The following is a 9,378-nucleotide window of genomic DNA, read 5'->3' as shown; positions in this document are numbered from 1 at the left end:
GTTCCGGCGGGGCTTATTTCAGTACCTCTATTCACAATACTGTCTTTTCATTTTTTTCAAAAATAGGACAGATTGGTACTTTAGAAGAAGTTATCTCTTTTGAAATTACATTTTGCGGAAACTCAAGAAATTCTATTTCTATTAATGCTACATAATTTTAAACCTAATGTATAGTTCTTATTATTGATTTACTCAAAATGTTTGAACTGTATATCGTCAATTATCCTTAATTCGAAAAAAATTCTTAGGTAAAATTCTTAGGTAAACCAAAAGTAGCAAAGTAAAAGGGCTTGCAATGTGCTTGCAAACCCTTGTGTTTACTGGCTTCCCAGTAATCGGAGTGACGTGATTCGAACACGCGACCTCTACGTCCCGAACGTAGCGCTCTACCAAGCTGAGCCACACTCCGATGTACGATCTTCTTTTATTAATATTTAAAATTTACCCTTGTAAATCTTTAAACTACGGATAGAGGATTTGAACCTCTACTAACAGAGTCAGAGTCTGCTGTGCTGCCATTACACCAATCCGCATCACCATGTTTCGTCCGTGTCAGACGCAACATAATTATTATATCAGAGTTGACGAAAAAATCAAGTACTTTTTTCAATTTTTTTCAAGAAATTTGTCGCCGGAATTTATCCCTGTTCAGAATATTCTGACTTCGGAGCTCAAAAGGGTCTGACCCCTTTTGGGACCCCTTTTTGACCCCTTTTTACATCCCTTTTATTCTTTCGAGGGCCGCTACTGTGCTTTCATAGCTTCCGAATGCGGTAAGGCGGAAGTAGCCTTCGCCGTTGGGGCCAAAGCCTGAGCCGGGTGTTCCTACTACATTGGCTTTTTCCAGAAGGTAATCAAAGAATTCCCATGAGGTCATTCCTTTTGGGGTCTGCAGCCAGATATAGGGAGCGTTGACTCCTCCGGATACGGTATAACCAGCATCTTCTAATCCTTTATAGATAACTTTTGCATTGTTCATATAGTACGCTACTTGTTTTTTCACCTGTTCTTTCCCCTCGGGGGAGTAAACGGCCTCTCCGGCTCTCTGTACGATGTACGGGGCACCATTGTATTTTGTCCCGTGTCGTCTTGCCCATAGGGAGTGGAGGGTTACATCACCGGATTTTAGGTCTTTCGGTATGATTGCTGCGCCTAAACGCACCCCTGTAAATCCTGCATTTTTTGAAAAGCTTCTGAGTTCAATTGCGCAGGTTCTTGCACCTTCACATTCATAAATTGTGTGAGGGACATTCTCTTCGGTAATATAGGCCTCATACGCTGCATCGTAGATAATGACTGCCCCTTCTTTATTTGCATAGTTCACCCACTCCTGAAGCTGGGGTTTCGTAATGGTGGATCCCGTAGGATTGTTGGGGAAACATAGATAGATAATATCCGGCGTCTCTTTTGGCAGCTCCGGTGCAAAGTTTGTCTGGGCCGTGCAGGGCATGTATATGACATTGCTCCACACCTCGGTCTGCGGATTATAGGTTCCTGTCCTCCCGGCCATGACATTTGTATCCACATATACGGGATATACCGGGTCACACACAGCGATCTTATTGTCTACACTGAATATTTCCTGGATATTTCCGGAATCACACTTTGCCCCGTCAGATATAAACACTTCATCCGGAGAAATGTCGCATCCCCGCGCTTTATAATCATTCTCCGCCATAGCATTTCTCAGAAACTCATACCCCAAATCGGGTGCATAGCCATGAAATGTCTCTGCATTCCCCATTTCATCTACCGCGCTGTGCAGGGAATCTATAATGGACGGTGCAAGGGGTTGTGTCACATCGCCTATACCAAGCCGGATTATGGATTTATCCGGATTAGCCTCTGTGTATGCCTTCACCTTTTTTCCAATCGTTGAAAATAAATAACTTCCAGGTAACTTCAGGTAATTATCATTAATTTTAAACATTATTTTCTCCTTTAAAGCTGTTACGTTAGTCCTTCCATTCTCCGTCAAATACAACTTCGGCAGGACCCGTCATATAGACAGTGTCTTTCTCCCGGTCCCACTCTATATATAAGTCGCCGCCCAGCAGTCTTACTGTAACTTTATCCTCCGTAAGCCCATTCAGCACACAGGCAACTGCAACTGCACAGGCACCGGTTCCGCAGGCAAGAGTCTCACCAGAACCGCGCTCCCAGACTCTCATTTCTATTGTGTTCCTATCCAAAACTTTTACAAATTCAGTATTGATACGATTAGGGAAACATTCGTGGTTTTCAAATTTAGGGCCTGTTTGTTCAATATCCAGATGTGCAATATCGTCCATGAATATAACCGCATGAGGATTGCCCATCGAAACACCTGTCATTTTGTATTCCCGGCCATCTACTTCTATGGGGACATTTATCACGGTATCCCCATCTGCCACAATAGGAATCCTTTCAGGCTTTAATTCCGGTTTACCCATATCCACACAAACCTGTACAACTTTTCCATTTTCAACTGTCAGTTCCAGATACTTTATTCCTCCCAAAGTTTCTATCGATAGCCGGGTCTTATTGGTAAGGCCATAATCATAGACATATTTAGCTACACAGCGAATTCCATTTCCACACATTTCACCCCTGGAACCATCTGCATTATACATATCCATTTGAAAATCAGCTGCTGCAGACGGGTTGATTAATATCAGACCGTCTGCACCTATCCCAAAATGTCTGTCACTTACCTTCACCGCAAGTTCTCCTGGATTTTCTATCTTTTCCGCAAAACCATTTACATAAACATAGTCATTTCCCAAACCCTGCATTTTTGTAAAATTCACTTTTTCATTCTCCTCATGTAACTTATTCTGACATAATTGTCAGTATCATCTGCGCAGTTTCCAGCATCTTCGTTCCGCTGTCCATGCTGCTTTTCTGCAGATACCGGTGAGCTTCTTCTTCCGTCATTTGATTGCGCTCCATAAGCAGGGCCTTCGCTTCATTAATGACTGCCTTTTGTTCGGGATTCCGGCTCTTTGCCGCCTCTCGGCGTTTCCTCTGTTTCTTTCGGAGGGTTTGAAGCATCATTTCTACGGTATTCAGAAGATCATACACTTTTACCGGGGCAGGCAGGCCCACAATACCCTCCATCAACTCTTCTCTGATCTTATCAGGGGAGGCTGCCAGCAGCATTTCAAATGTCTCGGGAAGCCACTCTCGCAGTTCTGAATATAACATATCCTGCAGCTTATATCCACATATAATAATACCGCTGTCAAAATCATCTGCACACTGAAGAGCCTGGGCACCGGTAGTACAGATACCTGCTATATCAATACCACCTTGTACTAATATGTTGCGAATATTTGTTGCTGTCTCTTTTTTGGGGAACACAACTATGACGCTGCTCATACCCGCTCATACCTCCCGACCTTCTCTTCAAGTTATATAAGTTTTCAGTGTGTAACAGTTCCTCACCAAAAGGCGTTACATTTTATTAAGATAGTTAGCAAGCTCCCATTCTGTGACCTGCATACTGTAATCCCGGTATTCCTTCTTATACGCAGCAATCATTTTTGCTGCCAGCTCTTCGCCCAGCACGACACGGATGAAGGTATCTTTCTCCAACTCATAAGCCGCCTCCAAAAGACTTCCCGGAAGTGCCTCCAATTGCAGCTGTTCCAACTGCTCAGCCGACATATCCTGAATATCTTCATCCACACTGTTCTGGGGCATGATTTTATTCTTAATACCATCCATTCCGGCTGCCAGCAAGACTGCCAGTACCAGGTATGGATTTGCTGACGGATCCGGACTTCTCAGCTCGATTCTCGTCTTTTCTCCTTCCACAGAAGGAATGCGGATTAAAGGGCTCCTCGTTTTGGCAGACCATGACATATATACGGGGGCCTCATACCCGGGTACAAATCTCTTATAAGAGTTCACGGTAGGATTCGCTATGCATGTGATAGCCTTCATATGCCGGAACAAACCCCCTATAAAATAATATGCCTCCTGGCTCAGACCATTTTGATCACTTCTGTCATGAAATATATTGGTGCCTCCTTTTGACAATGACAGATTAATATGCATCCCTGAACCGTGTGCCTCACTCTTAGGCTTAGGCATAAATGTGGCATGCAGTCCATGGCGTTTGGCAATAGTTCTGACAACCAGCTTGAAGGTCATAATATTGTCTGCCGCAGCAAGCGCCTCATCATACCGAAAATCAATCTCATGCTGTGCCGGGGCAATTTCATGATGAGACGTTTCTATTTCAAATCCCATCTGCTCCAGTGTAAGAACCATATCCCTCCTTGCATTTTCTCCAAGGTCAAGAGGACCTACGTCAAAATAGCCTCCCTGTTCATGGGTAATAGTTGTCGGAAGTCCATTTTCGTCTGTGTGAAACAGGAAAAACTCACACTCCGGCCCCACATTCATGGTATATCCCATTTCTGCTGCCTCACGGACAGCCCTTTTCAGGATATATCTGGATCCGCCCTCATAGGGTCTGCCATCGGGGCGGTGTACATCACAGATAAAACGTGCCACTTTACCCTGCTGCGGCCTCCACGGAAATATCTCAAATGTATTCAAGTCGGGATACAGATACATATCCGGTGATTCTGATTTTGGATACCCCTTTATGGCAGAACTGTCAAACATACATTCATTGTTCAGTACCTTCTTCAGCTGGCTTGCGGTGACAGCCATGTTTTTCATCGTGCCATAAATATCCGTAAACTGAAGACGGATAAACCCCACATCCTCTTCCTCCACCAGCTTCAGGATGTCTTCTCTGGTATAATTATGCATAGTATTACCTCCTATCCACAAAATCAACATGCTGCTTTGTATTAACACTTTTTACTTTTCTGAAAAAAATTTCTGCTGTTCCAAATCTTTCCATAATTCAAAAAGGGATGCTTTTCCTGCGAAAAACACCCTTGTTTTGTACTATTATAATTATTTGACGAAGAAATGTCAATCTTTCTTCGCGCACTATCTTATAAATTTACCGATTTGATCCTTAAGCTGTTCGAAATCACCATTATGCACCAGAAGTTCCATTTGTTCCTGTATATTCAAACTGTAGATTCCTAAAATAGATTTTGCATCTACTGTTTTCTTTCCCTGAACCAAATCCGTGTCCCCTTTATAATTCATGACCATCCATACAAATTCCTGAATCTCATCCAACGTTAAAAATCTCAGGCTTACCGCATTTGCAGCCGATGTTCCTCCCATCATAACTTTATCCTCCTACTTTCTCACAAATAATTTTGTGCCGCTTTTGGTAACTCTATCTGTACGCGGCAATTATTTTTTAAAACAGAGTTGATTATACACCATTTTGTGAGAGAAGAAAAGAGGACTTTTCTAATCATTTTATCACTTGAAGCACCTCTTCTTTTTCCGGCATGGAACGTATGGCACCCTTCCGCGTGGTAATCAATGCAGCCGCTGCATTTGCAAAGGTAAGCATCTCTTGCAGTTTCTCCTCCGTGAGGTTCTCAAGTCCATACTCCAGTATATAAAACAGTGCACTTCCGCAGAAAGTATCTCCGGCACCGGTTGTTTCAATTGTGTTCATCTTAAAGCCTTTTCTCTCCACCCGCATATCTTTATAATAAGCCCGGCTTCCATCCTTTCCCATGGTAAGCAGAATCAACGGAATATGATACTTTTCCTGAAGATACTGAACCGCTTCATCATAATCCTCTTTGCCGGAAACAAATTGAACCTCGTTGTCTGAAATTTTCAGGACATCACAGAACCCGAAGCCATACTCCATCTGTTCTTTCGCCAAATCCAAAGAGCTCCAGAGAGGAGGACGTAAATTGGGGTCAAAAGAAATCAGAAGGCCATTCTCCTTTGCGATACCCAAAGCCTTCTTCGTCGCCTTCCGGACGCCTTCATGAGTCATTGAAAGTGACCCAAAATGTAAGATTTTTGACTGCTTCAGAAATTCAGGGTCAACTTCCTCTTCTGTCAGCATCATGTCTGCTCCCGGATTTCTGTAAAAAGAAAACTCGCGGTCTCCATCAGGGTATGTATGAACAAAGGCCAGTGTTGTGTTGACATTTGCATCCATCTGGAGATTAGAGGTGTCGATTCCCGCCTCGTCTAAAGTATTTTTTAGCAGAACGCCAAACTGATCTGTTCCTACCTTTCCGAGAAGTGCCGTTTTCTTTCCAAGCTTATTCAACATAGCAAGAACATTGCAGGGTGCCCCGCCGGGGCAGGCTTCAAACATATTGTTTCCCTGCTCACTCACTCCGTGCATTGTAAAATCAATCAATAACTCTCCCAGTGCGATTACATCTAACTTCTTTTCCATAACCGTCTCTCCTTCATATTGGTTTATTCCCGCGAGCAACGAGCCAAATGGAAATGCTTGCATTTCCATTTGGCGACTGCCGCGAGGGTCAAATACCCCGCAGCTTGCTGCGCTACAAGTTTGATGCCCCGTCAGCCTGCTGCGGGGTCTTTGTCTCTAATTGAAATACACCAGCTCCTCGATAGGATCTGCTGTTTCTATATATTCTGCCTCCAGAACAGGCCCTTCACCGCGGTACACAGATACTCTCTTGAAGTCCACCTTCGCCCGCACGGTTACCCATTGTCCCGGATTCAATTTAGGTGTATAGGCACTTTTGCAAACATAACCGAGGAATGTAGTGTCATCTGCACAGCAGGTCATTGCCATGCGTCCCGGAAAAAACACCTTGGAGGGAAAGCCTTTCGGCTTTACCACTTTTGCCGTAAACTCTACAGTCTTTCCCTTATACCGGTCCGGATTGTCCATCACATCCACATACCAGATTCCATAATCTTCACGGCGCACCTCAATCACCGGAGCATCCAGGTCATAGGGAACATCACCCTCGAAAATGTCGTCCACTTCGCCGTTTCCATCTTCAAATATAACTTCGGCCCGGGGACTTACAACCTTCACACTGCGCCTGTAACCTGCCAGAGGTTTTTTGTCCGAGCAGCGGTTAAAAATCACCAGCTCCGAATTTCGAACCATCTCCACAAACAGTGGTTTCAGATTTGTGAGATACATCTGGAAGGTGCTGGCATCTACCGTAGTTATCTTTTGCTCAATCCCCCAGCCCCGGGGCAGCTTTAGTTTCTCAAAATCACTGACCTTCCACATGCCGTTATATTCTACAACAACACGCTCTGGGTGATACTTCTTATCCATCTTTTCAAGCCATTCTTCATGCAGATCCGCCTGATCCCGCACGCGCTCTATCTTCACTTTATATTTTAACATATCCTGGGGACTGTACTCACCTTCCCCTTCTTCGCATAGAATTAAAAGTGTTGTGCCGTCAACCTGGAAATAATCCTGTTTGAGTGTAAAATTCAAAAACTCTGTTTTACCACTGTCCAGAAATCCCGTCATCAGATAAACCATTACATCAGGTTCTGTCATTTCTTCCTCTCCAATTCTCCCTGCGGATTCTCAGCCGGTATGATTTACGCCGGCAGTTTATTCTGCTTTAAATAATTCAGCCAACTTTGCTTCATTCAATTTTGAGCCGATTACACAGATTCTGCCTGTATACTCTGCTGCACCGCTGCGCACTTCATGTTCTTCCGGCACCATGTCGAAATAAATCCATTCACCGTCACCAGCAACCATTCCTTTAGCACGAAGAATAACTCCTAATGTTTCATCTTTTTCCAAAGCTGTCAGGATGTCCTCAATTTCTTTTCTTGTATACTTCCGGATTGTTTCACGGCCCCAGCTTGAAAAGACCTCATCTGCATGGTGATGACCATGCTCATGATGATGATGGTCATGTCCGCAGCCGCATGTATCGCCTGGTTCGTGATGTTCTCCGCACTCGGGACAAGTAATTTCAGCCAGCAGCTCTTCTTCCAGGGACTTGCTGCCCTCCATAATTTCCAAAAGCTTTTCCCCTGTCAGCTGTTCAATCGGTGTTGTGATAATTGGAGCCTTTTCGTTCAGCTTTCTGAGAACCTGACAGCTTTCTTCTATTTTCTCTGGTTTTGCCTTGTCCGTGCGGCTCAAAATAATTGCCCCGGCGTATGCTGCCTGATTACTGAAAAATTCTCCAAAGTTATTCATATAAATCCGGCACTTTGTGGCATCTACCATTGTAGTAAAGCTGTTGAGCTTAGCATCCAGTTCGCCCTGTACATCTTGAACCGCCTTTATGACATCTGAAAGTTTTCCCACGCCCGAGGGTTCTATTATAATTCTGTCCGGGTGGTATGTAGCCACCACTTCCTTTAGAGATTCGCCGAAGTCGCCGACCAGAGAACAGCAGATACACCCGGAATTCATCTCACGGATCTCAATTCCCGATTCCTTCAGGAATCCCCCATCTATCCCAATTTCTCCAAACTCATTTTCAATGAGTACGACCTGCTCCCCCTTAAATGCTTCCTTCAGCATTTTCTTAATAAATGTTGTCTTCCCGGCTCCTAAAAACCCGGAAATAATATCAATTTTAGTCAAAATAACTGCCTCCTGTGTCATTTGTTTTATTGTATGTCCAATTCAACGGGGCAATGGTCAGAGCCCATAACCTCTGTAAGTATCTTTGCATCAACCAGTCTGGGCTTTAAACTTTCTGAGACGCAGAAATAGTCAATACGCCACCCTGCATTCTTTTCTCTTGCACGAAAGCGATACGACCACCAGGAATAAATTCCTTCCTGATCTGGATAAAAGTACCGGAACGTATCAATAAACCCGGCATTCAGAAGCTCTGTGAATTTCTCTCGTTCCTCATCCGTAAATCCGGCATTTTTCCGGTTTGTCTTTGGGTTTTTCAAATCGATTTCTTGATGAGCCACATTCATATCCCCCGTAACTATAACCGGTTTGTTCTCTTCAAGCTTTTTGAGGTAAGCCCTAAAATCATCCTCCCACTTCATGCGGTAGTCAAGCCTTGCAAGCTCATTTTGGGAGTTTGGCGTATACACCGTAACAAAAAAGAAATCTTCAAATTCCAAAGTTATAACGCGCCCCTCCTGATCATGTTCCTCAATTCCGATTCCATATACCACAGACAAAGGCTCTTTTTTTGTAAATATAGCCGTTCCCGAGTACCCCTTCTTAACCGCATAATTCCAATATTGATAATACCCTTCCAGATTCAGTTCCAGCTGCCCTTCCTGCATCTTTGTTTCCTGCAGGCAGAATATATCCGCGTCCGCCTGAAGGAAGAAATCCATAAAGCCCTTTTGCACACATGCGCGGATTCCATTTACATTCCATGATATAAATTTCATGTATTCCTCCTTATCTCCCGGTGGGTACTGTAAAGTTTTACAGCCCTATTTTTATTTAAAACCTTTTATTTTCAAGGGTTATATCCACTTTTACAAATAAAATAGCAATGACCCCCCTATTTCGTGTATAATGTAATCACCACAAAAACA

Annotated in this window: 9 protein-coding genes and 2 tRNA genes; all 11 read right to left on the bottom strand. The window is 43.8% G+C overall.

Going from position 1 to position 9,378, the window contains the following annotated elements; all coding sequences use genetic code 11:
- Positions 1-335: 335 nt before the first annotated feature.
- Positions 336-409, bottom strand: a tRNA-Pro gene (locus tag BN3456_RS01110).
- Positions 410-462: 53 nt separating this feature from the next.
- Positions 463-533: transfer RNA gene (locus tag BN3456_RS01105), tRNA-Gln, on the bottom strand.
- 182 nt (positions 534-715) lie between these two features.
- Positions 716-1,930 carry an LL-diaminopimelate aminotransferase gene (locus BN3456_RS01100; protein WP_089982154.1) on the bottom strand — a complete coding sequence of 405 codons (1,215 nt, stop codon included), beginning with the start codon at positions 1,928-1,930 and terminating at the stop codon, positions 716-718.
- Positions 1,931-1,955: 25 nt separating this feature from the next.
- Positions 1,956-2,789 (bottom strand): diaminopimelate epimerase, encoded by an 834-nt coding sequence (dapF, locus tag BN3456_RS01095; protein ID WP_089982153.1) that lies wholly within the window; start codon positions 2,787-2,789, stop codon positions 1,956-1,958.
- A gap of 22 nt (positions 2,790-2,811) precedes the next feature.
- Positions 2,812-3,360 (bottom strand): ANTAR domain-containing response regulator, encoded by a 549-nt coding sequence (locus BN3456_RS01090; RefSeq protein WP_089982151.1) that lies wholly within the window; start codon positions 3,358-3,360, stop codon positions 2,812-2,814.
- Between the two features lie 75 nt (positions 3,361-3,435).
- Positions 3,436-4,767: a type I glutamate--ammonia ligase gene (gene glnA, locus BN3456_RS01085; protein WP_089982150.1), complete on the bottom strand. Its 1,332-nt coding sequence runs from the start codon at positions 4,765-4,767 to the stop codon at positions 3,436-3,438.
- A gap of 186 nt (positions 4,768-4,953) precedes the next feature.
- Positions 4,954-5,202 carry an HPr family phosphocarrier protein gene (locus BN3456_RS01080; protein ID WP_089982148.1) on the bottom strand — a complete coding sequence of 83 codons (249 nt, stop codon included), beginning with the start codon at positions 5,200-5,202 and terminating at the stop codon, positions 4,954-4,956.
- A gap of 133 nt (positions 5,203-5,335) precedes the next feature.
- Positions 5,336-6,292 (bottom strand): carbohydrate kinase family protein, encoded by a 957-nt coding sequence (locus BN3456_RS01075; RefSeq protein WP_089982147.1) that lies wholly within the window; start codon positions 6,290-6,292, stop codon positions 5,336-5,338.
- A gap of 156 nt (positions 6,293-6,448) precedes the next feature.
- Positions 6,449-7,396 carry a TIGR03943 family putative permease subunit gene (locus BN3456_RS01070; RefSeq protein ID WP_089982146.1) on the bottom strand — a complete coding sequence of 316 codons (948 nt, stop codon included), beginning with the start codon at positions 7,394-7,396 and terminating at the stop codon, positions 6,449-6,451.
- A gap of 57 nt (positions 7,397-7,453) precedes the next feature.
- Positions 7,454-8,449 carry a CobW family GTP-binding protein gene (locus BN3456_RS01065; RefSeq protein WP_089982145.1) on the bottom strand — a complete coding sequence of 332 codons (996 nt, stop codon included), beginning with the start codon at positions 8,447-8,449 and terminating at the stop codon, positions 7,454-7,456.
- A gap of 26 nt (positions 8,450-8,475) precedes the next feature.
- Positions 8,476-9,228: an exodeoxyribonuclease III gene (locus tag BN3456_RS01060; RefSeq protein ID WP_089982144.1), complete on the bottom strand. Its 753-nt coding sequence runs from the start codon at positions 9,226-9,228 to the stop codon at positions 8,476-8,478.
- Positions 9,229-9,378: the final 150 nt, after the last annotated feature.

Source organism: Clostridium sp. C105KSO13, assembly GCF_001517425.1.
Lineage (GTDB): Bacteria > Bacillota > Clostridia > Lachnospirales > Lachnospiraceae > Muricomes.
Note: the sequence above shows the minus strand (reverse complement) of the source record. Positions and strands in the feature narration are given on the sequence as shown.

What these genes read in the sequence shown, in the direction of transcription:
- BN3456_RS01075 (WP_089982147.1), bottom strand. Translation starts at nt 6,292, where the DNA reads ATGGAAAAGAAGTTAGATGTAATCGCACTGGGAGAGTTATTGATTGAT.
- BN3456_RS01080 (WP_089982148.1), bottom strand. Translation starts at nt 5,202, where the DNA reads ATGATGGGAGGAACATCGGCTGCAAATGCGGTAAGCCTGAGATTTTTA.
- BN3456_RS01100 (WP_089982154.1), bottom strand. Translation starts at nt 1,930, where the DNA reads ATGTTTAAAATTAATGATAATTACCTGAAGTTACCTGGAAGTTATTTA.
- BN3456_RS01060 (WP_089982144.1), bottom strand. Translation starts at nt 9,228, where the DNA reads ATGAAATTTATATCATGGAATGTAAATGGAATCCGCGCATGTGTGCAA.
- BN3456_RS01070 (WP_089982146.1), bottom strand. Translation starts at nt 7,396, where the DNA reads ATGACAGAACCTGATGTAATGGTTTATCTGATGACGGGATTTCTGGAC.
- glnA (WP_089982150.1), bottom strand. Translation starts at nt 4,767, where the DNA reads ATGCATAATTATACCAGAGAAGACATCCTGAAGCTGGTGGAGGAAGAG.
- BN3456_RS01090 (WP_089982151.1), bottom strand. Translation starts at nt 3,360, where the DNA reads ATGAGCAGCGTCATAGTTGTGTTCCCCAAAAAAGAGACAGCAACAAAT.